Raw genomic sequence first — 25,148 nt, forward strand, 5'->3', positions numbered from 1 at the left:
CCTGGAGGGCCGGATGGAAAGCTACGACTTCATCGGGATCGGCCTCGGGCCGTACAACCTCGGTCTGGCCTGCCTGACCGCACCCATCGCCGACCTCGACGGGCTGTTCCTGGAGGCCCGTGACGATGTCTCCTGGCATCCCGGCATGCTGCTGGAGTCGTCCCGGTTGCAGACGCCGTTCCTGGCCGACCTGGTCACCCTCGCCGACCCCACCTCGCCCTTCTCCTTCCTCAACTACCTCAAGGAGATCGGCCGGCTCTACCCCTTCTACATCCGGGAGAACTTCTTCCCGCTGCGGGTCGAGTACGACGCGTACTGCCGCTGGGCCGCCGCCAAACTGCCAAACCTGCGGTTCGGGCACCAGGTCACCGCCGTCGAGTACGACCCGGCCGACGACCGGTACGTGGTGACCGCCACCGCCGACGGCGCAACCGTTACCCACCGAGCCCGGCACCTGGTGCTCGGCACCGGCACCCCGCCACACCTGCCGGGTGCCTGCGCCGGGCTGACCTCCGACGCGGTGCACAACTCCCGGTACCTGGAACACCGGGACGCGTTGCGGGCCAAGCGGAGCATCACAATCGTCGGCAGCGGGCAGAGCGCCGCCGAGATCTACCACGATCTGCTCGGTGACATCCACCACCACGGTTACCAGCTGAACTGGGTTACCCGCTCGCCCCGCTTCTTCCCGCTTGAGTACACCAAGCTCACGCTGGAGATGACCTCGCCGGACTACGTGGACTACTTCCACGCGCTGCCCGAGCCCACCCGGTACCGGCTGGAGGCCGACCAGAAAGGGCTGTTCAAGGGGATCTCCGCCGAGCTGGTCAACGACATCTACGACCTGCTCTACGCCTCCAGCATCAACGGCCCGGTGAACACCCGGTTGCTTACCAACACCGAGCTGACCGGGGTCACCCACGACGAGAGCACCGGCGTGCACACCCTCCGGCTGCGCCACGTCGAGCAGGAGCGGGACTTCACAGTGGACACCGAAGGGCTGGTGCTGGCCACCGGCTACCGGTACGAGGTGCCCGCCTTCCTGGAGCCGGTCCGGGACCGGCTGCGCTTCGACCACCACGGTCGGCTCGACGTCGCCCGCAACTACAGTGTGGACTCCACCGGGCGTGGCGTGTTCCTGCAGAACGGGGGCACCCACACGCACAGCATCACCTCGCCAGATCTCGGCATGGGTCCGTACCGCAACAGCTGGATAATCCGGGAACTGCTCGGCCGCGAGCCGTACCCGATCGAGAAGTCGATCGCCTTCCAGGACTTCGGGGTGACCGGGTGACCCAGCTCGTCTACACCCGCCACGATCGGCGACTCGGCGAGTTCGCCCTGCGTACGCTCGACGTGGCTGCCGACGCGCCGCTGCTGCACCGGTGGGTCACCCACCCCAAGGCGGCATTCTGGCTGATGCAGGACGCCGACGTCGACGCCGTGGCCGCCGAGTACCAGCGCATCGCCGATCATCCGCACCACGAGGCGTACCTCGGTCTGTGGCGGGGCGAGCCGGCGTTCCTCGCCGAACGCTACGATCCGGCGCGCGTCGAGCTGGTCGGCCTGCATGACGCCCGGCCGGGCGACGTCGGGATGCACTTCCTCTGCGCGCCCGCCGACGCTCCCGTGTCCGGCTTCACCCGGGCGGTCATCACCACCGTGATGGCCTGGCTTTTCGCCGATCCTGCCACGGCGCGGGTCGTGGTCGAGCCGGACGTGCGTAACACCGCCGTGCACGCGCTCAACGCGGCGGTCGGCTTCGATGTGGTCGGACCGGTCACCAAGCCGGAGAAGACGGCCCTGCTGAGTGTCTGCACCCGGCAGCGGTTCCTGGCCGCGACCCGAGACGAAGGAGTACCGGCATGACCTCGCGCTCACCCGTCGCCCACCTGCGCCCGCAGACCTGGGAGCGGGCCAACCGCCTGCTGGTGCGCAAGGCGCTCGCCGAGTTCACCCACGAGCGCCTGCTCACTCCCGAACCGGACGGCCCGGCTGCCGCCGACGGCGCCGGCCGCCGCTGGTACGCCGTCACCGCCGCCTCCGGCGCGGTCCGGTACCGGTTCGCGGCCCGGGTGCTGACCCTGGAGCACTGGGACATCGATCCGGAGAGCATCACCCGGCACCGGGACGGCGAGCCGCTGCCGCTGGACGCGGTCGACCTCTGCCTCGACCTGCGCGACGCGCTCGGCCTCACCGACCGGATCCTGCCCGTCTACCTTGAGGAGATCACCTCCACCCTCGCCGGCCTGGCATACAAGCTGGACAACGCGCTGCCCAGCGCTGCGAAGCTGGTGGAGGCCGACTTCCAGACCATCGAGACGTCGATGACCGAGGGCCACCCCTGCTTCGTGGCCAACAACGGGCGACTCGGCTTCGGTGTCGACGAGTACCACAGGTACGCCCCCGAGGCGGCCCACCCGGTCCGGCTGGTCTGGCTCGCCGCCCACCGCGACCACGCCACCTTCACCAGCGCCGCCGACCTGGACGAGGAGACGCTGCTGCGTGCCGAGCTGGGCGAGGAAACCCTCGCCCGCTTCGCCGCGACCATGACCGAGCTGGGCCTGGACCTCGCCGACTACCACCTCATTCCGGTGCACCCCTGGCAGTGGTGGAACAAGCTGTCGGTCACCTTCGCCGGCGAGGTAGCGCGTCGCCGGCTGGTCTGCCTCGGTGAAGGCCCCGACGAGTACCTCGCCCAGCAGTCCATCCGTACCTTCTTCAACGTCAGCCATCCGGAGCGGCACTACGTCAAGACGGCGCTGTCCGTGCTGAACATGGGCTTCATGCGGGGCCTGTCGGCCGCGTACATGGAGGCCACTCCGGCCATCAACGACTGGTTGGCCGACCTGATCGACGGCGACGAGGTGTTCCGAGCCACCGGGCTGACCATCATCCGGGAGCGGGCCGCCGTCGGCTACCGGCACCGCCAGTACGAGGCCGCCACAGACCGCTACTCGCCGTACCGGAAGATGCTTGCCGCGCTCTGGCGGGAGAGCCCGGTGCCCGACCTGGCTGACGGCCAGCGACTGGCCACCATGGCGTCACTGCTGCACGTCGACGCCGACGGGCGGTCGTTCGCCGCCGAGCTGATCGCCGCCTCCGGGCTGGCGCCGGGGGTGTGGCTGCGCCGCTACCTGAACGCCTACCTGACTCCGCTGCTGCACGCGTTCTACGCCTACGACCTGGCGTTCATGCCACACGGCGAGAACGTCATCCTGGTGCTGCGCGACGGGGCCGTGGAGCGGGCGATCTTCAAGGACATCGCCGAGGAGATCGTGGTGATGAGCGCCGCGGCGCAGCTGCCACCGGCGGTGGAGCGGGTCCGCGCCGACATTCCGGAGGACATGAAGCTGCTGTCGATCTTCACCGACGTCTTCGACTGCTTCTTCCGCTTCCTCGGCGCGACGCTGGCCGATCAGGGCGTCATCGGCGAGGAGGAGTTCTGGCGTACGGTGGCCGACTGCGCCACCGAGTACGCCGGCCGGGTACCCCACCTGGCCGACCGGCTGACCCGCTACGACCTGTTCGCCCCGGAGTTCGCGCTGTCCTGCCTCAACCGGCTTCAGCTGCGCGACAACCAGCAGATGGTCGACCTCGCCGACCCGTCCGCAGCCCTGCAACTGGTCGGTGGTCTGACCAATCCGATCGCCCGCTTCGCACCGTCCTGACCTGCGGCACACCCAGGTCCCGTCCCGGCGACGGCCGTCGCCGGGACGGTTGCGGATCAACCGGGGTGTGGGCCGAGCTGGTCGATGGTGTAGCCGTCGGGGTACGTCCTCGTGCTGATCACCCCGTCGGTGAACAGCGGCTCGGCGCGGGGCCGGCCCAGCTGGCGCAGCAGCCACGCTCGGACGCGTAGCCCGGCGTGCAGCCCGGCCCGCACCGGCCAGGCCGGCCTGGCGACCCGGGTGGCCGCGCGCAGTCGGTCGTCGTACAGCGCGGCGACCAGGGCGTCGCCGATCGGAGTCAGGGGGCGCGGCAGCCGGCCGAGCAGCAGCTCCCGGGTGGCCCGCTCGATCGCCGCCGCGTCGTCGTTGGGCCGCAGGTGTGCCGCGTCGTACGCGTCGAACCAGCCGACGAACTCCTGATAGGTCTCCGGGATGTCCGTGATCCCCATCCGGCGGCCAAGTTCCCGGTAGAAGACGTGGGTGGCGCGCCGCTCGTGACAGCAGGTACGGCGCCAACCGTACCTGTCGATCCACCGGGTCGGGATCACCACCAGGCAGCCGAGTACGTATCGGTAGTGGTCGTTGCCGATGCCGTACGGGCGGTGGATCTGGTTGACCCGACGCAGCGCGGAGCGCCCGCGCGGATGGTCGAAGCCGTTGAGCACCATCTCGTACATCAGCAGGCCGGTGTCGTCGATGCGCTTGCGGGTCCGCCGCGTCAGCTCGCCGGTGGCGGTGTGCACGGCGGCGATCTCCGGGATCGAGAAGGAGCGGTTGAACGCCAGGTTGAGCCCGAGCCGCAGATCCCAGCAGAACTCGTGGCGCAGCATCGTCTGGTAGATCGCCAGGTGGTCACGCTCGGGGTCGAGCGACCGGATGCGCGCCAGGTTGGCGTGACGGTCTCGCAACGGCAGCTCCTCCAGCGGTGGTCGTCCGTCGGCCCCGCCGGCTGGTCCGGCCGGCCGCTGGGCGGCCTGCGGGCCGCCGGCTCAGGCCGGGCCAGCTCGGTCAGGCCGGGCCAGCTCGGTCAGGCCGGGCCAGCTCGGTCAGGCCGCGGCCAGCTCGGTCAGGTCGCGGTCGAGCAGCTCGGCCAGCAGGGTGTGCCGGCCGGGGTCGTTGTCGGGCGTGATGCCCCGGCTGGGCATCTCCACGGTCATCAGCAGGTGCAGGTGCATCCGGTACAGCGCGAGCCGGCGGCGGGCCCCGTCGTCGAGGACCAGTGGCCCGCCGGTGACCTCGGCGTATCCGCGCAGGAACGGGTGCGTCGGTTCGTCCTCGGCGCGACGGAACAGCAGCGGAGAGACCAGATCGAGCAGCGGATCGCCGTAGAGGAACCGCTCGCCGTCGACCAGGCCACACATCCGGTGCACACCGTCGCCGTCCAGGGCGGCGAGCACGTTGCCGTCCCAGCAGTCGAAGTGCAGCAGCGCCGGCCGGCGTACCGTGTCGAGCAGTTCGCCGTGCCGGGCCACAAGCGCCCGGAACCGCTGCGGCGGCGCGGGCAGCGTCACCTCCCAGTCGGCCGCGTCGGCGAGCAGGTCGTCGATGATCGCCGCGAACGCGGCCGACCAGGTCGCCCCGCCGGTGCGGCCGGCGTCGTAGCCGAACCGGTCGCCGGTGATCCGGTGCAGGGCGGCCGTGGCCGCGCCCAGGTCGGCGCGGACCGCCGCGTCGTCGCCGTCCAGCTCGGGCAGGGCCCGGCCGGGCAGTCGGCCGGTGACCAGCCACTCACCGAGTCGCCGGTCGTGGCCGTGGTGCAGCACCGGCGGCACCGGCACCTGCGGTGCCCGCTCGGCGACCAGCCGGAAGTACCGGGCCTCGGCGGCGAGCAGGTCGGTCTCGTAGCGCAGCAGCCGGGCGGTGGGCGGCGGGGCGACCTTCAGCACCACGTCCCGGTGACCGGGGCGCGTGCGGCCCGCCCCCGGCCGGTCGCCGTCGAGGCGGACCCACCACACCGCGGCGAAACCGCCACCGGACAGCGGCCCGCAGTCGGCCACCCGCCGATCCGGACCGAACGAGCACCGTACGAAGTCGACCACGTCGTCGGGGGAGAGAACCCGCTGCGTTGGACTGACCGGCGCCACCCGGACAGCGTAGGCCGCGCTCCGCCCGCTGTCCGTCCCGTGCCCGCCGCCACACCCGGGGTGCGGCCGGCGGGCGGTACGGGTCAGCCGTCGGTCACCACCCCGGTCAGCACCACCTCCGGCACCGGCCCGTCAGTGGCGTGACTCGGTCGACGGGGCCGGCGCGTACTCGAGGACGACCCCCTTCAGGTATCGCGGGTTGGTGGGAAGATCGGCCGCTCCCACCGCGAACATCAGTGGGCTGCCCGGGACGCTGTCGAGCCCGTGCAGGCTCATGCCGACCGCGTCCGGCGGTTGTGGCGCCGGGACGCGGGCCCACCCGCCCGTGCGGTACGTGACGAGCGACGCGCTCGGCGTAGCCGAGTTGTCGATCAGCCACGGCCGTCCGGCCAGGTCGGTGACCACGTCGGGCAGCGCGCCACCCTGCGCGTATCTGAGCAGTTCGAACGATCCACCGCTCGCGCGCACGGCCAACCCGCCGTCGCCCACCGCCCACAGATCGCCCGACGAGTGACCCGCGAGCGCGCCGAACGAGGACTCCTCCTCGTTGACGCCCACCTGGACGGTGCGCCAGGCGGAGCCGTTCCAGTGGAAGAGCAACGGGCCCTTGAAGCCCTGCCACGCGCCGTTGCCGGCGGCCCAGACGTCATCCGGGCCGAAGGCCTTGATCGCGGTGAAGGTGCAGAAGTTCGGCATCCCACCGAAGGACGTGCCGCCGGTGCGGCATTCGGCGGGCGGCTGGTGTGACCGCCAGGATCGTCCGTCCCACTGCTCGATGATCACATCGCTGAGGTCGTTGCCCACCAACCAGGTCTGTCCGCCGCCGACGGTGAGCCCGGTGATCAGTGCATGGCCTCCGCCGTCGCCCCGCGCGAACGGCACCTCGCGCCAGGCGCTGCCGTCGTAGTGCAGGACGTGCGTCACCTGCTCCTCCGGGGTGGCGGCGGCGGTGCTGCCCACCGCCCAGACATTCGACGGCGAGTCGGCCGCGACGAGGTCGAGCCGACCGTGCCACGAGATCGCCGGCAGCGGCGCGCGGGCCCAGCTTCTTCCGTCCCACTGAAGGATCACCGGGGTGCCGGTGTCGTCCGGCTGGGCGGGCGAGTAAGCCTCGCTGCCGACGGCCCACGCGTGCCTCGCGTCCACCGACACCACGTCCCACAGCACGCTTGTGGGCCCGGCCAGCTCCGGCAGCGTGGCCAGTCGCCAGTTGGGTGCCGGCGCGCTGGTGACGACGGCTTCGGACGGTCCGTCGGAGGGGGCCGAGGGGCCCGTGCCCGCCGGTCCGCCGGTACACCCCGACACCAGCAGGACAACGGCCGTCATCACGGCAATCTTGCGCATGGCCTCGATGATCGCATCGCGCTGCCACCGCCTCCGCCGGACGATGACCTGCTCGTTCCGGTCAGCGCCGGAAACTGGCGAGCACCTCGGCGATCATGCGATGGCCCTGCGCCTCGAGCTTTCCGAACGCCGGTGACACGGCGGAGACGATACGGGCCGACCGCCGGAACGGTCAGCCCCTTCCGGGCTCGGCGCGTTCGACCTTGAGTGCGGTCCACGACACGGGCGGCAGCTCGACGGTGAGCAGGCCGTCGGCGAGCCGCGCGGTGTCGTTGGTCCGCAGCCCGACCCGGTGCGGGTCGCGCAGGTCGTTGGCGGCGTGTGCGTCGGTGTCCCAGATCCCCCGGGCCGAGACCGCACCGGTCGGCTGGAACGCGCCGAGGTCGATCGTCACGGTGGTGGCCTCGGTGAGGTGCCGATTCTGCAGGAACACCGACAGCTCGGCGCCGTCGCTGGTCGCGGCGGCGGCCACCACCGGCACCGAGCCGAAGGTGGCGGTGGTCGTCTCGTCGGCGTCGGCGAGCACCCGCAGCGCGTCGCCCCGGGCGGCGTGCGAGGTCACCGAGAACGGGAAGAACGTCGTCTGCCGCCAGGCCGGCCCGCCCGGCTCCGTCATGATCGGCGCGATGACGTTGACGAGCTGCGCGAGGTTCGCCGAGGTGACCCGGTCGGCGTGGTTGAGCAGGGAGATCAGCAGACCGCCGAGAACCACGGCGTCCGCGACGGTGTACCGGTCCTCCAGCAGGCGTGGTGCGACCGGCCACTCGTCGATGGTGAACGTGCGGGCCTGTTCCTGCCAGCGGGACATGTACCAGACGTTCCACTCGTCGAACGCGAGGTCCACCCGCTTGGCCGAGCGCTTGACCGTGCGTACGTGGTCGACGGTCGCGACCACCGACTCGATGTAGGTGTCCATGTCGACCCCGGAGGCGAGGAAACTCGCGAGATCCCCGTCGTGTTCCTGGTAGTACGCGTGGCAGGAGATGTAGTCGACGTCGTCGTAGGCGTGGGTCAGCACCACGCGTTCCCACTCACCGAAGGTCGGCATGCCGCGGCCGGACGATCCGCAGGCGACCAGCTCCAGATCCCGGTCCACCTGGCGCATCGCCTTCGCCGTCATCGACGCGAGCTTGCCGTAGTCGGTGGCGTCGCGGTGGCCGAGCTGCCAGGGGCCGTCCATCTCGTTGCCGAGGCACCACATGGCGATCCCGAACGGCTTCTCCCGGCCGTTGGCGGCCCGTTGCGCGGCGCGGGCGGTGCCGGCCGGCAGGTTGGTGTACTCCAGCAGCTCGACGGCTTCCTTCGGGCCCCGGGTGCCGAGGTTCACGGCCAGCATCAGCTCGCTGCCCACCAGGTCGAGCCAGTGCTGGAACTCGTGCAGGCCGACCTCGTTGGTCTCGGTGGAGTGCCAGGCGAGATCGAGCCGGCGCGGCCGCTCGCCCACCGGCCCGACACCGTCCTCCCAGTTGTAGCCGGAGACGAAGTTGCCGCCCGGGTACCGGACCGTGCTGACCCCGAGTTCCTTGACCAGATCGATCACGTCGCGCCGGAATCCGTCCGGTCCGGCGCTCGGATGCCCGGGCTCGTGGATGCCGTCGTAGATGTGGCGACCCAGGTGCTCGACGAAACCGCCGAAGAGTCGGCGACGGACCGGGCCGATGGTGAAGGCCGGGTTGATGGTGAGGTGCGCGCGGGGCATGGGGCTCCTAACGATGATCACTCACGATAACGTTTTCGGTGGCGGTAGACGAGCCCCCGGCCGGGCCGCGAGCCCCCACTACTCGCGTCACCTCGGGGCGGGCCCGGTGCTGTCCCGACGGATCAGTTCGGCGGCGAGCGACTCGACCCGAGGGCTGGCGGCGCCCGGGTCGAGAGCCAGAGCCATCGCCCGGGCACCCATCTCCACCAGCGGCAGTCGCACCGTGGTCAGCGCCGGGGTGACGTCGCGGGCCATCGGCATGTCGTCGAACCCGAAGACGCTGACCTGCTGCGGCACCGGCACCGCGCGGGCGCGCAGCAGCGCCAACGCCCCGATGGCCATCGAGTCGTTGAGCGCCGCGATCGCGGTCAGGCCGGGCTCCGCGTCGAGCAGCGCGGCGGTGGCCTCGGCGCCGCCGTCACGGTCGAAATCGGCGTACCGGATGCGGTGTTCCGGCAGGCCAAGGCCGTGTTCGGCGAGTGCCGCGCGCAACCCGGTGAGCCGGTCGGTGATGGTGGTCAGCACCCGGGGCCCGGCCACCACACCGATGTGTTCGTGGCCGAGGCGGCAAAGCTCCCGACCGAGGAGTCCGCCACCGCCCCGGTTGTCCGGCATCACCGCGTCACCGGAGTGCTCGTGGCGGCCGATCACCGTGACCCGGCCACCGGTGGCCTCGTACGCGGCGAGCTTGCCGTTGAGCAGTCGGGTGAAGTCGGCGTCGTGGTATCCCGAACCGGCCAGGACGATTGCGGCGACCTGCTGGCCCCGCAACAGCTCGACGTACTCCAACTCCCGCTCCGGGTCGCGGTAGCTGTTGCAGATCATCAACAGGCGGCCCTGGTCGGTGGCGACCCGTTGCAGGCCGCGGGTGATCTCCGAGAAGTACGGGTCGGAGACGTCGTGCACGATCACCCCGACGGCGCCGCGGTGCGACCGGGCCAGCAGTTGGGCGTGCGCGTTGGGCACGTACTGCAACTCGGCGACGGCCTGCAACACCCGTTCGCGCAGTTCCTCGGTGACCGGCTTGCTGCTGCCGTTGATCACGCGGGAGGCGGTGGCGGGTGAGACACCGGCCCGTCGGGCCACATCGGACAGCGTCGCCACACCCGCCCCCTCACGCGTCGCGCCGGCGCTGTCGCGGCGACCAGCGACACCGTACCGCAGCGCGGGGCCTTTTCCGGGGCGTGGTTCGCGCAGGTCAAGGCCGCGGGTCCGGGCGGTCCGTCCGGTCTCCGCCGCGCGGTCAGGGAACCGTGCCCCGGGCGAGGAGATGGGCGCTCGCCGCGACCAGGGCCGGCTCCCCTCGGAAGACGTGGGCGAGCCGCAGGGCGGCGGCGTACACGGCCTCCGCCGTCGGCCCGTGCGCGGCCGCTTCGGCGGCGATCCAGGCCGGTCCCTCGACGCCGTCGACGGCCAGCTCGACAAACCCGGCGGTACGGCATTCGTCGAGGAGTTCCTCGACCCGGTGGAAGTAGGCGTGGGTGAAACCCAGACGCGCGTCGTTCCGGCCGTCGGTGAGCAGCACCTCGGCTTCCTCGACCGTCCGGTCGTCGAGTCGCCCGGTGGCGGCGAAGTCGAGCGGCCCGGCGAACCGCGAGATCGCGGCGGCGAGGACGCGTCCGCCGGGTCGCGTGACGCGGAGCGCCTCGGCCAGAGCCCGACACCGGTCGGCGCGCCGCGGCAGGTGATACAGCGGCCCCAGCAGCAGGGTGGCGTCGTAGCTGTCGTCCTCCTCGGGTAGCGCGCGGGCGTCGGCGACATCCGAGTCGATCGCGGGACTGCCGGCGCGGGCCTGTTCGACGTGCGCCGGCACCAGGTCGAGCAGGCGTACCCGGTAGCCGAGGGCGACGAGGGCCCGGGCGTACGCACCGGGCCCTCCGCCGACGTCCAGGATCCGGGCGGGCGGCGTCGGCAGGTACGCGCGCAGCAGTTCCAACGTCCGGGTCCGCTCCAGCCGGGCCTGTGGCCGCGCGGCGAGCCGCAGATCCTCGCGGTGGCGGTCCGTGTAGTACGCGACGATCTCGTCTGATTGGTCAGCCATCCAGTGATGATCCTCGTTGGGGCGGCGAGATGGCCAGCGGTTTGTTCCTGCCGCCGTCCCCGGCGACGGCTGCGACGGCCGAAAGTACCGCGGTCGGGCAAGCCCTTGCCTGGCCGTCGCGGCACCGCCTAACCTGTGCAGGAAAGCGCTTACCTGATCGGTGCGAGCGCCTACGACGGAAGGACCCTCATGACCCGCAGGTCGATCGGCATCATCGTGAACGGCGTCACCGGCCGGATGGGATACCGGCAGCATCTGGTGCGCTCCCTGCTGGCCATCCGTTCCGCCGGTGGTGTGCCGCTGGCCGACGGCACCACCGTCTGGCCGCATCTCGTCCTCGTCGGCCGCAGCGAGGCCAAGCTGCGCGAGATCGCCGAACGGCACGGCCTGGACGACTGGACCACCGACCTGAGCGCCGCCCTGGCCCGCGACGACATCCAGATCTACTTCGACGCGCAGGTGACCCAGCAGCGGGAGAAGGCCATCCGACAGGCCATCGAGGCCGGCAAGCACATCTACACCGAGAAGCCCCTCGCCGAGGACACCGCCGCCGCCCTGGACCTGGCGCGTGCCGCCCGGGCAGCCGGCGTACGCACCGGCGTGGTGCAGGACAAACTCTTCCTGCCGGGGCTGCGCAAGCTCAAGCGACTGCTCGACGGCGGCTTCTTCGGCCAGGTGCTGTCGGTACGCGGCGAGTTCGGCTACTGGGTGTTCGAGGGCGACTGGCAGCCCGCACAGCGCCCGTCGTGGAACTACCGGGCCGCCGACGGTGGCGGCATCGTGGTGGACATGTTCCCGCACTGGCACTACGTGCTCGCGGAGCTGTTCGGTGAGGTACGCAGCGTCTCGGCCACCATCGCCACGCACATTCCCCGGCGGGTCGACGAGGCCGGGCGGCCCTACGAGGCCACCGCCGACGACGCCGCCTACGGCACCTTCGAGCTGGCGGGCGGCGTCATCGCCCAGCTCAACTCGTCCTGGTGCGTCCGGGTGCACCGCGACGAGCTTGTCGAGTTCCAGGTCGACGGCACCGAGGGCAGCGCGGTGGCCGGGCTGCGGCGCTGCCGGGTGCAGCACCGGGCGGTCACCCCGAAGCCGGTCTGGAACCCTGACCTGCCCGCCACCGAGGACTTCCGTTCGCAGTGGACGGAGGTGCCGGACAACGAGGACTTCGACAACGGCTTCAAGGTGCAGTGGGAGGCGTTCCTGCGGCACGTCGCCACCGGCGAACCGTTCCCGTGGGACTTCCTGGCCGGCGCCCGTGGCGTGCAGTTGGCCGAGCTGGGCCTGCTGTCGGCCCGTGAGGGACGCCGCGTCGAGGTGCCGGAGCTGGCCCTGTGAGCGAGCGAACCAGCAGGCTCGGTAGCGCCGAGGTGACCCTGCCCGGCGGCCGGCGGATCCGGCTGTCCGGCGGCAGCGGGCATCCCCGCCCCGACGGCCCGCCGCGCACCCGCGTCGCGTACGCCGCCGCGCACGTGGTGGCCGACCCGGCCGCCGACAACACCCCGGGCGCCCCGGCGGTCCTGGACTGGGACCGCACCCTCGCCTTCCGTCGGCACCTGTGGTCCTACGGCCTGGGGGTGGCCGAGGCGATGGACACCGCGCAGCGCGGCATGGGTCTGGACTACCCGGCCACCCGGGAGCTGATCCGCCGCAGCGCGGCGGAGGCCCGGTCCGTCGGTGGGCGGATCGTTGCCGGAGCCACCACCGACCAGTTGCCGCCCGGCCCGGCGACGCTCGCCGAGGTCACCGCCGCCTACCGGGCGCAGCTCGACGACGTGCAGGCCGCCGGGGCGGTGCCGGTGCTGATGTGCAGCCGGCACCTGGCCGCCGCCGCCCGCGGCCCCGAGGACTACCTGCGGGTGTACGACGAACTGCTGCACGCCGCCGACGGGCCGGTGGTGCTGCACTGGCTCGGTCCGATGTTCGACCCGGCGCTGTCCGGTTACTGGGGCACCGCCGACCTGGACCTGGCCGCCGACACCGTCGTCGAGCTGCTCAAGGCCCACGCGTCCCGGGTGGACGGCATCAAGGTGTCGCTGCTCGACGCCGGGCGTGAGGTGGCGTTGCGCCGCCGGCTGCCAGCGGGCGTACGCCTCTACACCGGCGACGACTTCCACTACCCGGAACTGATCCGGGGTGACGACGTCGGCCACTCCGATGCGCTGTTGGGGGTCTTCGCCGCCATCGCGCCGGCCGCGTCGGCCGCGTTCGCCGCCCTCGACCGCGGTGACCTGACCCGGTACGACGAGATCTTCGCTCCTACCGTGCCACTGGCCCGGCACCTGTTCGCCGCACCCACCTGGTACTACAAGACCGGCATCGTCTTCCTCGCCTGGCTGGCCGGGCATCAGGAGCACTTCACAATGGTCGGCGGATTGCAGTCCGGCCGTTCACCGGAGCACCTGGGCACCCTGCTCAGCCTCGCCGACGCCGCCGGGCTGCTGCCCGACGCCGAGCTGGCTGCCGTCCGCGCCCGGGCCTTCTTCACCGTGGCCGGGGTGCCCCAGTGACCGGGCCTGCTCACGCGGCTGGGCGGGCTCACGCGGCTGGGCGGGCTCACGGGGCCGGGCCGGCGAGCCGGGCGGCCCTGCGCCGGTTCTCGTTCAACCAGGCGACCGCCCAGCACTGGCCGCTGCCGGACGTGGTCGCCGGTTGTGTCGCCGCCGGCGTGCCGGGCGTCGGCCTGTGGCGGGAACCGGTCGCCGAGTACGGTCTCGGCCGCGCCGCGAAACTGGTCCGCGACGCCGGGCTGGCGGTCACCACCCTGTGCCGGGGCGGGTTCTTCACCGCCGACGACTGGCGGGAGCAGAACCTGCGCGCCATCGACGAGGCGGCCACGCTCGGCGCACCGGTGCTGGTCCTGGTCTCCGGCGGCCTGCCCGCCGGCAGCCGGGACATCGACGGCGCCCGCGCCCGGGTCGCCGACGCGATCGCCGAACTCGCCCCGCACGCCGACGCCGCCGGGGTGACCCTGGCCATCGAACCGCTGCACCCGATGTTCGCTGCCGACCGGTGCGTGATCTCCACCCTCGGTCAGGCGCTGGACATCGCCGAGCGGTTCGACCCGGGCGTGGTCGGTGTGGTGGTGGACGCGTACCACGTGTGGTGGGACGACACCGTCCACGACCAGATCGCCCGCGCGGGGGAGTGGATCGCCGCGTTCCAGGTCTGCGACTGGATCACCCCGCTGCCGGAGGGGGTGCTGCTCGGCCGGGCGCTGCCCGGCGACGGCTGCATCGAGTTGCGCCGGCTGCGCGAGGCGGTCGACGCGGCCGGCTACGCCGGCCCGATCGAGGTGGAGGTCTTCAACGCCGAGGTCTGGGCACGCCCCGGCGAGCAGATCCTGGCCGCCGCCATCGACGGCTACCTGCGCGAGGTCGTCTGAACGGCGGCGCAACCGGTCGCCCCCAGGCCGGATGGTCGCCCGGGCCGGCCTGGAGGCGGGTCAGCTCGTCGTGGTGCGGGTGGCGAGCGCGTCGACCAGGCGTCGGGTGGAGCCGGCGAGGTTCCACCGCTCGGCCAGGTCGAGCAGCCGTTCCGGGTCGGCCGGCGACACCGGCAGCTCGGTGGCCAGCGGCGGCAGCGGCACGTCCAAGGCGACCTTGACGACCTTCGGCGCCACGGCCAGGTAGTCCCGGGCCGCGTCGAGCTTGGTGCGCAACCCGGGCGCGAAGCCGGCGGCCGGGTCGTCCAGGGCGGCGAGGATGCCGGCGATGTCGCCGTACCTGTCGACAAGCCGGGCGGCGGTCTTCTCACCGACACCGGCCACCCCGGGCAACCCGTCGGACGGGTCGCCGCGTAGCGCGGCGAACTCGGCGTACCTGTCGGCCGGCACGCCGTAGCGGGCCCGCACGGCGGCGTCGTCGCAGTCCTCCAGCTTGGCCACCCCCCGCCCGACGTAGAGCAGTCGTACGCCCCGGGCGTCGTCGATCAGTTGGAACAGGTCCCGGTCGCCGGAGACCACCTCGACCGGCCCGGGCTGGGTGACCGAGAGGGTGCCGAGCACGTCGTCGGCCTCGTAGCCGGTCGCGCCGACCACTGTCACACCCAGCGCGTCGAGCACCTCCAGGATCATCGGTACCTGCGGGGAGAGGGTGTCCGGCACCACCTCGCCGCCCTCGGGCGCCACCCGGTGCGCCTTGTACGACGGCAGCAGCGCGACCCGCCATTCGGGCCGCCAGTCGTGGTCCATCGCGCACACCATCCGCCCCGGCCGCCGGGTGCGCACCAGTTGGGCGAGCATGTCGAGGAACCCGCGTACCGCGTTGACCGGCTGGCCGTCGGCCGTCCTCGCGGCGGACTCGGGAATGCCGAAGTACGCCCGGAAGTAGAGACTGGGCGCGTCGATGAGCATGATCGGGGTCTGCGCTGTCACGTCCGACAGCCTGGCACACCGCACCGACTTTCACGGCGCACGGCAGGTCGACGGTGCGAGCCGGTGCAGCGACGAAGGAGGAGCCGATGACCGTACCGACCCGGCTGACGCTGACCACGGTCAACCTCGACACGCCCGACCCGGCGGCCCTGGCCCGCTTCTACGCGCGCCTGCTCGGCTGGGACATCGCGGTCGAGGAGGCCGACGACGTGATCCTGCGTGCCGCCGACGGTGGGGTCGGGCTGTCCTTCCAGCGGGAACGCGCGTACGTGCGGCCGAGTTGGCCGGCGCAGCCCGGCCGGCAGCAGATGATGATGCACCTGGAGATCGGGGTGCAGGACCTGCCGGCGGCGCTGGAGCACGCGCTGGCCTGCGGGGCGACGCTCGCCGCTGCTCAGCCCCAGGAGGACGTCCGGGTCTGCCTGGACCCGGACGGCCACCCGTTCTGCCTCTGGCTGACGGACTGACCCCGCGGTGCCCTCAGCTTCCGCCGGCCGTGGCCTGCCGGCGGCGCTTGGCGACGTACGGCAGCACGAACAGGTACAGGCCGGTGATCATCAGCAGCGCCAGCGGCAGCAGCGGCAGGTACGCGATCCACTCGACCGGATTCTCCTGCGCGAGCGCGACGAAGGTGACGATGACGGTCACCGTGAACACGATCGCCAGCCACCGATGGGTCTGCCGGATCCAGTTGCTCCCACTCATCACGAACCTCCCGGTTGACTCTCCGCACCGGCCCGAGCGGCTGCCCGGCCGGGGATCTACCCTGGTCAAGCTAGTGACGTCCCGGTGGTCGGTGCTTCTCGATTCCTGACCGGTGTGTCGGCGCGGTCCGGCACCGTCCGCGCCGACCGGCCCAAACGACCGTTAAGCTAGCGGTGTGGGGTTCGAGGAGTTGTATCCGCCGCAGCGGTTGACCACGGCGCAGCGCGCCGTCGCCGCCGCCGGGTTGGACGCGCTGTTGCTCAGCCCCGGATCCGACCTGCGCTACCTGACCGGCTACGACGCGCACGCCGGTGAGCGGCTGACCCTGCTGGTGCTGCCCGCCGAGGGCGAGCCGACGCTCATCGTGCCGACCCTGGAGCGGCCGGCGGCCGAGGCCTCCCCGGCGCCGGCCACCGGGGTACGCCTCGTCGACCACCCGGACGGCACGGACCCGTACCCACTGGTGACCGCCGCTCTCGGCGGGCCGGTCGGCGCGGTCGGCCTGGCCGACCGGATGTGGGCCGAGCAGGTGCTGGCGCTGCGTGCGGTGCTCCCCGACGCCCGGCAGCGGCTCGCCTCGACCGTCCTGCGGGAGCTGCGCATCCACAAGTCGGCCGCCGAGGTGGAGGCGCTCGCCGAGGCCGGCGCGGCGATCGACGCGGTGCACGCCCGAATGGGGGAGTGGCTGCGACCAGGGCGGACCGAGGTGGAGGTGGCCACCGACATCGCCGCCGCGATCAGGGCGGAAGGCCATGTCACTGTCGACTTCGTCATCGTGGCCGCCGGACCGAACGGCGCCAGCCCGCATCACGGCACCTCCGACCGGCCCATCGGCGCGGGTGAGCCGGTCGTGGTGGACATCGGCGGCACCATGGCCTCGGGTTACCGCTCCGACTGCACCCGCACCTACTGTCCAGGTGGGCCACCACCTGCCGAGTTCGTGGACTACTACGCGGTGCTGCACGAGGCGCAGCGCGCCGCCGTCGCGGCGGTCCGCCCCGGGGTGAGCGCCGCCGCGGTCGACGCCGCCGCCCGCGAACCGATCACCGCGGCGGGCTACGGCGACGCCTTCCTGCACCGCACCGGACACGGCATCGGCCTGGACGGCCACGAGGAGCCGTACGTGGTGGCCGGCAACGACCGCCCGCTGGCGGCGGGAATGGCCTTCTCCGTCGAACCGGGCATCTACCTGGCCGGGCGGCACGGCGCCCGGATCGAGGACATCGTCGTCTGCACGACGGACGGCGTACGACGGCTCAACACCACCCCCACGGAGCTCATCGCGCTATGACTGTCGACCGGATCCTGCCCACCGACGAGGCTCGCGACCTGCTGGAGCTGACCACCGAGCTGGCCGATCGGGAACTCGCGCCGAAGGTGACCGAGTACGAGCAGCGGGCCGAGTTTCCCCGGGAGGTGCTGCGCACGCTGGGCCGGGCGGGACTGCTCGGCCTGCCGTACCCGGAGGAGTGCGGCGGCGCCGCCCAGCCGTACGAGGTCTACCTGCAGGTGCTGGAGATCCTGGCCGGCCGCTGGCTGGCCGTGGCCGAGGCGGTCAGCGTGCACACCCTGTCCTGTTACCCGGTCGCCGCGTTCGGCAGCGCGGAACAGCGCAAGCTGCTGCCTGACATGATCGGCGGCGAGTTGCTCGGGGCGTACTGCCTGTCGGAGCCGCAGGGCGGGTCGGACGCCGCGGCGCTGACCACCAGGGCGGTGCGCGACGGCGACGGCTATGTCGTCACCGGCACCAAGGCGTGGATCACCCACGCGCAGGTGGCCGACTTCTACAACATCTTCTGCCGTACCGGCGGCCCCGGTCCGAAGGGCGTCTCCTGCCTGCTCGCCGACCGGGCCACGCCGGGTATCCACCCGCAGGCCGCGGAGCGCACCATGGGGCTGCGCTCCTCTCCGGTGGCGCAGCTCGTCTTCGACGAGGCCCGGGTGCCGGCCGACCGGCTGATCGGCGGCGACGGGGCGGGTTTCACCATCGCCATGTCGGCCCTGGACTCCGGTCGGTTGGGCATCGCGGCCTGCGCGGTCGGGCTGGCCCAGGCGGCGCTTGACTACGCGGTGGACTACGCCCGGCAACGCGAGCAGTTCGGCCGGTCGGTCATCGACTTCCAGGGGCTCGGGTTCACCCTGGCCGACCTCGCCACCCAGATCTCCGCCGCGCGGGCGTTGACGCTGGCCGCGGCCCGGCTACGCGACGCCGGGCGGCCGTACTCGATCGAGGCGGCCAAGGCGAAGCTGTTCGCCACGGATGTGGCGATGCGGGTGACAATCGACGCGGTGCAGGTGCTCGGCGGCGCGGGATACGTCGCCGACCACCCGGTCGAGCGGTACCTGCGGGAGGCGAAGGTGCTGCAGATCGTGGAGGGGACCAACCAGATCCAGCGGCTGGTGATCTCCCGCGCGCTGGCGAAGGGCTGACCGAACGCGACCATCCGCCCGCCGAACGCGACGGCGGGCGGCTTTGTCAGTCGCGTCGACCTGTCGTACCCGGTAGGTTGCACGCCGTGGAGGAGATCGACCGCGCCATCGTGGTGGCGCTGACCGCGGACGGCCGACTGTCGTACACGGACTTGGCGGAGAAGGTCGGCCTGTCCGTCTCGGCGGTGCATCAGCGGGTGCGTCGGCTGGAGCAGCGTGGGGTGATCAAGGGCTACGCCGCGCGGGTCTCCTTCGAGGCGCTGGACCTGCCCCTGACGGCGTTCGTGGCGATCCGGCCGTTCGATCCGTCCCAGCCGGACGACGCGCCGGAACGGCTGGCTCACCTGCCGGAGATCGACTCGTGCTACTCGGTGGCGGGGGAGGACTTCTACCTGCTGCTGGTCCGGGTGGCCGGGCCGGTCGACCTGGAGCGGGTGCTCCAGGAGATCAGGACGGCGGCCAACGTCACCACCCGGACGACAGTGGTGCTGTCCACCCCGTACGAGCACCGACCGCCCAAGATCACCCTCGACCCGGCGGCGCACCATCGCACCCGGGGCGTACCGCCCGCCGCAGCTGGCGCACAGGCGGACTGACCCGGAACACCCGGTGCCGCTGCAAACCAGGAGACGGGGCTAGGATCCATCCCTGGTTCGGCGGAAGGTGAGACCCGGATCATGACCGGGACGCCGGAGCGGTTGGTGCCGCCCGGTGTCCGGGTCGCCTCGCGTGTCTCGAAGGGGAGGATGAGATGTACCGATCGATGCGATCGCGTTCCAGCCAGCCGGCGGCCGGAGTCCGCTCATGACACGCATTCTCATCCGTGCCGGCAAGAGCCCGTTGACCGTGCTGTCCCACGAGCAAAGCCTGTCCACCTCTCGGTTGGGTGTCTTCGGGTCAAACTCTGGGAACATGCTGTTCTACAGCGCGGTGTTCCGGGTGCTGAGCGTGCCCGGCGCCGAGGTGGTCGCCAACTCCTACGTGCATGAGCGTCCGGTACACCTGGGCACCTACATCAACCGGACCAACGAAGAGTTCGACCGGTTCGTCCTGCCGATGGCGAACTCCTACCGGGACACCTTCCTGCCGCACCTGGAGCGTCTCGCCAAGGTCATCGAGCGGTTGAAGATCCCGGTCACGGTGGTCGGCATCGGCGCGCAGCTGCCGTACGGCACCGAGTTCGACTCGCTCCCCGACAACTACAAGAAGATCGTCACGCGGTTCACCCGGGCCGTTCTCAACCGGTCGGCCTCCATCGGTGTGCGCGGTGAGTACACGGCACGCATGCTGAAGTATCTCGGCTTCGGCGACGAGCACGTGCGGGTGATCGGCTGCCCGTCCATGTTCGGCAACGGGCCGCTGGGACCGTTGGTACGCAAGGTGGACCGGCTGGCCTACGACAGCCCGATCGCCATCTCGTACACGCCGAAGGTCAAGGGCGTCGACCGACTGGTCGAGGCGAACACCGACCGGTACCCCAACAGCGTCATCGTGCCGCAGCAGCATCACCGGCTGGCGCTCATGTTGTGGGGCGAGAACCCGGCCAAGGTCCCCAACAAGCGGATGCCCATCCACACCGAGCATCCGCTGTACGAGAACGACCGGATGCGGTTCTTCGTCGATGCCTCGACCTGGGTCGACTTCATGGCCGAGCAGCACTTCGCCTTTGGCACGCGCATCCACGGCAACGTCGCGGGCGTGCTGGCGGGCACGCCGTCGGTGGTGTTGGCGCACGACTCCCGCACCGTCGAACTCTCCGAGTACCACGGCATCCCGTACCGCCTCTACTCGGAGCTGCCGCCGGATGTCGACGCGCAGCGGCTCTACGAGGAAGCGGATTTCGACGCCTTCGGTCCGCGTCAGGCCGAGACCTTCGAGACCTACGTGCGGTTCCTCGAGCACAACGACCTTGAGCACGTGTTCCAGCCGGGCAAGGCGAACCCGGCCTACGACGAGGCGCTCGCCGCTGCCCCGTTCCCCGGCCCGGTGCACACGCTGATGGCCTCGGACGTGGTCGGGCGGCGTCAGGTGATGTCCCGGCTGCGTTGGCTACGGCAGGGGCACGAGGGCGACCTGGAGCGCCGCGCCTACGAATTCGAACCACCGTTCCGCGAACCGCGCGGACAGAGGACGCTTGAGGAGCGGGTAACCGAGTTGGAGAAGGAACTCAGGGTGCAGCAGGAGTCGCTGGCGAGCTGGCGGGGTCGGATGGGGCGGGTGCTGCGGATCAACCCGTTGTCCACGGGGGGCCGTCGGTGACGACTGCGGCTCCGAACACGTCCCGACTGGGGGCATGGGTGGCGTCGAAGACGGGGGGGCGCATCACCTCCACGGCGATCGACGTGTCGGCGCTCGCCGCGCTGCTGCTGGCGGCGGTGGGCGGTTCCCGGCTCTGGGCGTTGCCGCCGGCCGTGCTGGCAGTCGGTCTGCTGGCCTGGACGTGGCGCGAAGGAGCGGCGTCCACCTCGAAGGCCGCCGTGCCGCGCGTCCTGCTGCTGGCCAGCGCGTACCTGCTCGGCGCGGTGCACGGCGGCGTCGATCTCGCGCTCGCCGTCGGCGTGGCCCTGGCCGGATTGGCGGTGCTCAGCGAGACACCGATGGGGTTCATCTCCCGTGCCGCGTACCCGGTGACGGCCAATCTGCCGGGAATCGGCGCGCGGCCCTATCGGCGTCCGAACACGAGCCGCGCAGTGCTGGTCAACGGTGCCGCGGTGCTGGTGGTGCTCGTCTGCGCCTTCATCGGCAACCTCGGGTTGATCGCCGCGGCGGTGTCGGCGGCCGCGCTCGGCCTGTCGCTGTTCACCTTGTGGCAGGGGCTGGGCCGGGTGCGGGCGCGGCGGACCAGTGAGCGGAACCTCAGCAAGGCGCTCACCGCCTACGAACCGGCGTTCGTGGTGCACTGGACCGCACCGGCCGGCACCGCGTACCAGGTCGCGATGTGGCTGCCCTACCTGGAGCGTCTCGGTCGCAAGTTCTTCGTGCTGGTGCGCGGCGAGGCCAACTTCAACGAGGTGGCGGCGCTGACCAAGGCCCCGGTGGTGCTGCGCACCGCCCTGGAGGACATGGACAGTGTGGTCACCCCGTCCATGCGGGCCGCCTTCTACGTGAACACCGCGACGAAGAACAACCACCTCCTGCGGTACACGAATCTGACGCACATCCAGCTCAACCACGGCGACAGCGACAAGGTGCCGAGTCACAACCCGGTCTTCCGGATGTACGACAAGAACTTCGTCGCCGGCCAGGCCGCGATCGACCGCTTCGCGGCCAACGGCGTGAAGATGCCGATCGAGATGTTCAGCGTCGTCGGGCGACCCCAGGTGGAGAACGTGGCGGTGGCGGCCAAGCCGATCGCCTCGATCGCCAACCCCCGGGTGCTCTACGCGCCGACCTGGGCGGGTTTCTACGCCGACTCCAACTACTCGTCACTGCACGTCGGCTACGACATCGTCAAGGCGCTGGTCGAGCGCGGTTGCAGCATCGTCTTCCGGCCACACCCGTACAGCAACCGGAATCCGGCGCTGGGCCGTGAGTGTGAGCGGATCCAGGCGCTTCTGGCCGAGGACCGCAAGGCCAACGGGCGGCCGCATGTCTTCGGCAAGCAGGCCGAGGTGAAGATGTCGGTGATGGACTGCTTCAACGCGTCGGACGCGATGGTGTCGGACGTGTCGAGTGTGGTGGCCGACTACCTGTACTCGGAGAAGCCCTTCGCGATGGTGGCCGTCTCGACGCCGGCGGACACGTTCACCGACGAGTTCCCGCTGGGGCGGGCCAGCTACGTCATCGACGCCCACGGCGGCCGGGTCAAGGGGCTCGACGCGATCCTCGACGACTTCCTCGGCGCCGATCCGCTGGCCTCCACCCGACAGGACATCAAGAAGTACTACCTCGGCGACATTCCGCCGGAGCGCTACGCCCAGCATTTCCTGGACGAGGCGTCCCGCTACCTCTGAGTTCGACAGCGGTTCTCGTACCGGCTCCGGCCCGGCCTCGCGCCGGCCGGAGCCGGTGTTGTTCGGGCATCGAGCCGGCCTGCTGCCGGAGCTGTGCTCTCCGACGGGTCAGTGCCGACCGGCTGACCCGGTGGCCGGCACGGTGGGCTGGGCGACGGGTTGGTTCCAGCGGAGGATCACCCGCCGGCCGTGTTCGTGTCCGAGCAGGCTGAGGGTGGCGGTGTCCAGGCGGAGCAGCCCGCCTGCGGACGGCGGCAGGCCGACCCAGCGGGCGCCCAGCACCCGCAGCGCGTGCGCGTGTCCGACCAACGCGACGGGGCCCCGGTCGAGCAGGGGATGCAGCCTGGCGAGCAGCCGGTCCAGGCGTTCGCCCACCTCGCTGGGCGACTCGCCGCCCGGGCATCCGTCGGTCCAGACGCTCCACCCGGGCCGTTCGTCCTGGATTTCGGCGGTGGTGCGGCCCTCGTAGTCGCCGTAGTGCCATTCGGCGAGGTCGTCGTCGGAGCCGGTGACGGCCAGCCCGGCCAGCTGCGCGGTGCGCAGCGCCCGGATGCGTGGGCTGGTCAGCACCGCGACGAACCGCCGTCCGGCGAGGACCGGTCCGAGCGCGCGGGCCTGCCGCTCACCGTCGGGCGTGAGGTTGAGATCGGTGTACGAGGTGTGGCGGCGGCTCGCGCTCCACGTGGTCTCGCCGTGCCGGATGAGCAGGATGTCGTTCATGCCGTCGCAGGTCGCTTCCCGGCATGGCACGACCCCGTCATGCCGATTGTCTGGATTCGTTGGCCCATGCCCTCAGTCAACCAGGACAACGTGCCCGTCGCCGGGCGGCGACGGGATCGGCCCGGGTCCGGGGCCGTGGCGCGTCGCTCGGTGGTTGCTGGGCTGCTTGGCGTTCCTCACCGCTCCGCCGCGCGGCTCGCTGAGCTGCCCGACCGCGTCCGAACAATACCCCTAGTGTCCTAGGATGTCTTAGCGGTTGTGCCACCCACCACGGCTGGCGACACCGTTTCAGGCCGCAGCACGGGGGGACACCACGTAGAGCGGAGCGATCCGCTCCGCTCTACCGCCGAACAGGCAGGGAGGCGACATGAGCTTCACCGACAAGGCGAAGAACAAGGTCGAGGAACTGAGCGGTGCCGCCAGGGAGCGGATCGGCGACATGACAGACAACGAGCGCATGCGGGCCGAGGGCGCCAGCCAGCAGAGCGATGCTCGCGCCCGTCAGGTCGGTGAGAACGTCAAGGAGGCCGGGCGCAACGCGAAGGACGCTTTCAACAAGTGATCGCCCGGTACGGAAGTGGGCCGCCGGATCATTCCGGCGGCCCACTTCGCGGTGTGGCGCGGTTTGGCGGAGGAGGCGCCGTCCGGCCGGGCGCTGAGCTGGTTCAGTCGTCGCGGTGGACGCGCCACCACTGCTGACCGGCCTCCGGGAGAGTGTCGATCGGGTCGTAGTAGGCGTAGCGCTTGCTCAGCGCCTCCAGGTCGGCGGACTCGATGGAGGTGCGGTAGTTCTTCGTCCAGTAGGAGATGCCGCGTTCCCGGTCGTACTCGGTGACCATGTGCACCCAGCGTTTTCCGACGAAGGGCACGTCGCAGACGATCCTTGGGGTGGCGTACCCGGGCAAGTAGCCCATGATGTCGTGCTGGAGTTGCTGGGCGTGCCAGACCGGCACCCGCCAGTGCTCGGCGTTGGGGATCATGTCGCACATGTAGAAGTAGTAGGGCAGGATGCCCGCCTCGCCCTGTAGTGCGAAGCAGAGGTCGAGCAGGTCGGTGCTTGTCGCGTTGACTCCGCGCATCAGCACGCCCTGGTTGCGTACGTCGCGGACGCCGATGTCGAGGGCGGTCTGGGCGGCCCGGGCGACCAGCGGGGTGAGCGACTGGGCGTGGTTGACGTGGGTGTGGATGGCGAGGTTGACGCCGCGGCGGGCGGCGGTGCGGGCGACCCGTTCCAGGCCCTCGACGACGTCGGGTTGCAGCCAATGTTGGGGCAGGCCCATGAGGGCCTTGGTGGCGAGCCGGATGTCGCGGATGGTCTCGATCTCCAGTAGGCGCATCAGGTACGACTCAAGGTTGCGCCAGGGCACGTTGGCCACGTCGCCGCCGGAGACCACGACGTCGCGTACGCCGGGGTGGGCTCGGAGGTAGGCGATGTGGGCGTCGTAGCGGTCCACGGGTTTCAGGCTGAGCTTGAGCTTGTCCACCGTGGGGGTGGAGTTGCCGACCAGGTCCATGCGGGTGCAGTGCCCGCAGTACTGCGGGCAGGTGGAGAGCAGTTCGGCGAGGACCTTTGTGGGGTAGCGGTGGGTGAGGCCCTCGGCGACCCACATGTCGTGTTCGTGCAGGGAGTCGCGGGTGGCGTAGGGGTGTGACGGCCAGTCGGTGCGTCGGTCGGAGGCGACGGGGATCATGTAGCGCCGGATGGGGTCGGCGAGCAGCGCGTCGGTGGTGGGTGGGCCGTACGGCGCCATCGTGTTGATCATTTGTGGGGTCACCAGCATGGACATGGTGGCCAGGGCGCGCTGGTCGGCTTCGAGGTCGGCGTAGAAGGTGTCGTCGACGGTGTCGCCGAGCACTGTGCGCAGCTGCTTGATGTTCTTGACGCAGTTGACGCGTTGCCACTGGGCGCTTTCCCACTGGTCGCGGGTTACGTCGCGCCAGCCGGGGAAGCGGGTCCAGTCGGGTTCGACGAGTGGGCTGCGGCGGTATTCGTAGGGCTGGCCGGTGAGGGTGGTGGGGGCCGGCGGGGGTGCCGGGATGGTCTGCACCGGCGGTCGGGTCTGGGTCACGGCCCCTCCTCTGGTCTGCCTGGATGATCGGCGCACCGAAGGCTACTGGAAAAA

At 71.2% G+C, this 25,148-nt stretch carries 23 protein-coding genes; 13 read left to right on the forward strand and 10 right to left on the reverse strand.

The window, feature by feature from the left end; genetic code table 11:
- Positions 1-13 precede the first annotated feature (13 nt).
- From Vse01_RS01630 to Vse01_RS01640, 3 genes are read left to right on the forward strand one after another with little or no spacing between them, the layout of a single operon-like run.
- Entirely contained in the window at positions 14-1,294 is a 1,281-nt protein-coding gene (locus tag Vse01_RS01630; protein ID WP_093402485.1) for a lysine N(6)-hydroxylase/L-ornithine N(5)-oxygenase family protein, read from the forward strand.
- Positions 1,291-1,869, forward strand: coding sequence for a GNAT family N-acetyltransferase (locus Vse01_RS01635; RefSeq protein WP_093402339.1), 579 nt, complete (start codon positions 1,291-1,293; stop codon positions 1,867-1,869). The genes Vse01_RS01630 and Vse01_RS01635 overlap by 4 nt, the downstream gene beginning before the upstream one ends.
- Complete coding sequence (locus tag Vse01_RS01640) at positions 1,866-3,671, forward strand: IucA/IucC family protein (RefSeq protein WP_093402340.1); 1,806 nt, start codon at positions 1,866-1,868, stop codon at positions 3,669-3,671. The genes Vse01_RS01635 and Vse01_RS01640 overlap by 4 nt, the downstream gene beginning before the upstream one ends.
- Positions 3,672-3,727: 56 nt before the next feature.
- Here the strand turns inward: Vse01_RS01640 and Vse01_RS01645 are convergent, their stop codons facing one another.
- The 6 genes from Vse01_RS01645 to Vse01_RS01670 all read right to left on the reverse strand — a co-directional run bounded on the left by Vse01_RS01645 (position 3,728) and on the right by Vse01_RS01670 (position 10,839).
- The gene (locus Vse01_RS01645; RefSeq protein ID WP_093402341.1) at positions 3,728-4,579 is read right to left on the reverse strand and encodes an oxygenase MpaB family protein; all 852 of its coding nucleotides are present in this window, start codon (positions 4,577-4,579) and stop codon (positions 3,728-3,730) included.
- A 138-nt stretch (positions 4,580-4,717) separates the two neighbouring features.
- On the reverse strand, positions 4,718-5,755 hold the full coding sequence (locus Vse01_RS01650) for a phosphotransferase (protein ID WP_093402342.1): 1,038 nt from the start codon (positions 5,753-5,755) through the stop codon (positions 4,718-4,720).
- Between the two features lie 132 nt (positions 5,756-5,887).
- Positions 5,888-7,081: a hypothetical protein gene (locus tag Vse01_RS01655; RefSeq protein WP_139233093.1), complete on the reverse strand. Its 1,194-nt coding sequence runs from the start codon at positions 7,079-7,081 to the stop codon at positions 5,888-5,890.
- 190 nt (positions 7,082-7,271) lie between these two features.
- The gene (gene arfA / locus Vse01_RS01660) at positions 7,272-8,798 is read right to left on the reverse strand and encodes an arabinosylfuranosidase ArfA (protein WP_093402344.1); all 1,527 of its coding nucleotides are present in this window, start codon (positions 8,796-8,798) and stop codon (positions 7,272-7,274) included.
- An 87-nt stretch (positions 8,799-8,885) separates the two neighbouring features.
- A complete protein-coding gene (locus Vse01_RS01665) occupies positions 8,886-9,902 on the reverse strand; it encodes a LacI family DNA-binding transcriptional regulator (RefSeq protein ID WP_093402345.1) in 1,017 nt (338 codons plus the stop codon).
- A gap of 139 nt (positions 9,903-10,041) precedes the next feature.
- The gene (locus Vse01_RS01670; protein ID WP_093402346.1) at positions 10,042-10,839 is read right to left on the reverse strand and encodes a class I SAM-dependent methyltransferase; all 798 of its coding nucleotides are present in this window, start codon (positions 10,837-10,839) and stop codon (positions 10,042-10,044) included.
- Positions 10,840-11,028: 189 nt separating this feature from the next.
- Here Vse01_RS01670 and Vse01_RS01675 point away from each other — a divergent pair, with 189 nt between their 5' ends.
- From Vse01_RS01675 to Vse01_RS01685, 3 genes are all read left to right on the forward strand, one after another.
- The gene (locus Vse01_RS01675; protein ID WP_093402347.1) at positions 11,029-12,180 is read left to right on the forward strand and encodes a Gfo/Idh/MocA family protein; all 1,152 of its coding nucleotides are present in this window, start codon (positions 11,029-11,031) and stop codon (positions 12,178-12,180) included.
- Positions 12,177-13,352, forward strand: coding sequence for a dihydrodipicolinate synthase family protein (locus Vse01_RS01680; protein WP_373870612.1), 1,176 nt, complete (start codon positions 12,177-12,179; stop codon positions 13,350-13,352). The genes Vse01_RS01675 and Vse01_RS01680 overlap by 4 nt, the downstream gene beginning before the upstream one ends.
- 77 nt (positions 13,353-13,429) lie before the next feature.
- Positions 13,430-14,227, forward strand: a complete 798-nt coding sequence (locus Vse01_RS01685; RefSeq protein WP_093402487.1) for a sugar phosphate isomerase/epimerase family protein — start codon at positions 13,430-13,432, stop codon at positions 14,225-14,227.
- A 60-nt stretch (positions 14,228-14,287) separates the two neighbouring features.
- On the opposite strand, the gene Vse01_RS01690 is transcribed toward Vse01_RS01685, so the two are convergent.
- Positions 14,288-15,196 (reverse strand): 5'-3' exonuclease, encoded by a 909-nt coding sequence (locus Vse01_RS01690; protein WP_170863342.1) that lies wholly within the window; start codon positions 15,194-15,196, stop codon positions 14,288-14,290.
- Between the two features lie 107 nt (positions 15,197-15,303).
- Here Vse01_RS01690 and Vse01_RS01695 point away from each other — a divergent pair, with 107 nt between their 5' ends.
- Positions 15,304-15,684 (forward strand): VOC family protein, encoded by a 381-nt coding sequence (locus Vse01_RS01695; RefSeq protein ID WP_093402349.1) that lies wholly within the window; start codon positions 15,304-15,306, stop codon positions 15,682-15,684.
- A 13-nt stretch (positions 15,685-15,697) separates the two neighbouring features.
- Here Vse01_RS01695 and Vse01_RS01700 read toward each other — a convergent pair whose 3' ends face one another.
- Positions 15,698-15,922, reverse strand: coding sequence for a hypothetical protein (locus Vse01_RS01700; RefSeq protein ID WP_093402350.1), 225 nt, complete (start codon positions 15,920-15,922; stop codon positions 15,698-15,700).
- A 175-nt stretch (positions 15,923-16,097) separates the two neighbouring features.
- On the opposite strand from Vse01_RS01700, the gene Vse01_RS01705 reads away from it, so the two are divergent.
- From Vse01_RS01705 to Vse01_RS01725, 5 genes are all read left to right on the forward strand, one after another.
- Positions 16,098-17,213: a M24 family metallopeptidase gene (locus tag Vse01_RS01705; protein WP_093402351.1), complete on the forward strand. Its 1,116-nt coding sequence runs from the start codon at positions 16,098-16,100 to the stop codon at positions 17,211-17,213.
- Complete coding sequence (locus Vse01_RS01710; protein ID WP_093402352.1) at positions 17,210-18,352, forward strand: acyl-CoA dehydrogenase family protein; 1,143 nt, start codon at positions 17,210-17,212, stop codon at positions 18,350-18,352. The genes Vse01_RS01705 and Vse01_RS01710 overlap by 4 nt, the downstream gene beginning before the upstream one ends.
- 86 nt (positions 18,353-18,438) lie before the next feature.
- Positions 18,439-18,948, forward strand: coding sequence for an Lrp/AsnC family transcriptional regulator (locus Vse01_RS01715; protein ID WP_232511097.1), 510 nt, complete (start codon positions 18,439-18,441; stop codon positions 18,946-18,948).
- Between the two features lie 208 nt (positions 18,949-19,156).
- Positions 19,157-20,611, forward strand: a complete 1,455-nt coding sequence (locus tag Vse01_RS01720) for a polysaccharide pyruvyl transferase family protein (protein WP_093402353.1) — start codon at positions 19,157-19,159, stop codon at positions 20,609-20,611.
- 38 nt (positions 20,612-20,649) lie between these two features.
- On the forward strand, positions 20,650-22,305 hold the full coding sequence (locus Vse01_RS01725; protein WP_232511098.1) for a CDP-glycerol glycerophosphotransferase family protein: 1,656 nt from the start codon (positions 20,650-20,652) through the stop codon (positions 22,303-22,305).
- A gap of 108 nt (positions 22,306-22,413) precedes the next feature.
- Here Vse01_RS01725 and Vse01_RS01730 read toward each other — a convergent pair whose 3' ends face one another.
- A complete protein-coding gene (locus tag Vse01_RS01730) occupies positions 22,414-23,025 on the reverse strand; it encodes a histidine phosphatase family protein (RefSeq protein ID WP_093402354.1) in 612 nt (203 codons plus the stop codon).
- A gap of 367 nt (positions 23,026-23,392) precedes the next feature.
- Here Vse01_RS01730 and Vse01_RS01735 point away from each other — a divergent pair, with 367 nt between their 5' ends.
- The gene (locus Vse01_RS01735) at positions 23,393-23,587 is read left to right on the forward strand and encodes a CsbD family protein (protein WP_093402355.1); all 195 of its coding nucleotides are present in this window, start codon (positions 23,393-23,395) and stop codon (positions 23,585-23,587) included.
- Between the two features lie 103 nt (positions 23,588-23,690).
- On the opposite strand, the gene Vse01_RS01740 is transcribed toward Vse01_RS01735, so the two are convergent.
- Entirely contained in the window at positions 23,691-25,094 is a 1,404-nt protein-coding gene (locus Vse01_RS01740; protein ID WP_093402356.1) for a KamA family radical SAM protein, read from the reverse strand.
- Positions 25,095-25,148: the final 54 nt, after the last annotated feature.

The sequence above is a fragment of the Micromonospora sediminimaris genome (assembly GCF_016863575.1).
In the GTDB taxonomy this organism is placed as follows: Bacteria; Actinomycetota; Actinomycetes; order Mycobacteriales; family Micromonosporaceae; genus Micromonospora; species Micromonospora sediminimaris.